A 756-nucleotide genomic window follows, 5' to 3' on the forward strand; every position below is an offset into this window, starting at 1 on the left:
ATTCTTTGTCATATTGCTTTGCCATTTTTCATTCCTCCTCATTCTGGAATTCAAATTGTTCTTCTTATGACATTCTACCACTTGAATTTTCAGAGGTTTAAGGGATGCACCATTAATACTAAATCCACCTTCCATTCCGGACAATCCGTCTGTGCAGAACAAAGAGACTCTTTCTATTCCCCGTTCTTTCAGATCCTGGAGCAGTTCCTTCCAGGCCTGGGCCGATTCTGTAGGTGCGATAAGATAGCCTAAGATTTCTTTTGTACCGTCAGTCCGGACCCCTAAAGCGATATGGACCATTTCCTTCGATACGGTGTCTCTTCGCATGGCCATGGCTGTACCATCCAGATAAATGACGGCATACTCATCGTTCAGCGTCCTGTTTTTAAAAGCATCGATCGACTCGATGACATGATCGGTTATATTGGATATGGTCTGCCGAGAATACTTGACTCCGCACAGTTCCTGGATCATAGCCGCGATCTCAGAGTTTGTCAGGCCTTTTTCAAACAAAGACAGAATAGTGGCTTCGGTGGATTTGATCAGCCCCCTGTCAAGTAGACACGGGAAATAATTTACTGGAGATCCGCCTCTTTAATAGCACTTGCTATTAAAGAGGCCTTTTTTTTATCTATACCTTCCCAGTATTTTTTGATTCGTTTATTCTCTTTGATTGGATACAGTACCGGTTCATCGGTTGCTTTTGCAGCTTCTCTTACTTCAGATGCAGTAAGACCGTGAAAACGTTCCTGCGGA

1 protein-coding gene and 1 pseudogene are annotated in these 756 nt (G+C 43.4%); both read right to left on the reverse strand.

The genetic code is table 11. The annotated features are described in order from the left end of the window. Positions 1-540: pseudogene (locus BO225_RS11075) on the reverse strand (IS256 family transposase); the annotation flags it as partial. Positions 541-575: 35 nt separating this feature from the next. After that, the coding region (locus tag BO225_RS12440) for a hypothetical protein (protein ID WP_198936074.1) at positions 576-756 on the reverse strand (181 nt) is incomplete at its 5' end.

Source organism: Dubosiella newyorkensis, from assembly GCF_001945605.1.
In the GTDB taxonomy this organism is placed as follows: domain Bacteria; phylum Bacillota_I; class Bacilli_A; order Erysipelotrichales; family Erysipelotrichaceae; genus Dubosiella; species Dubosiella newyorkensis.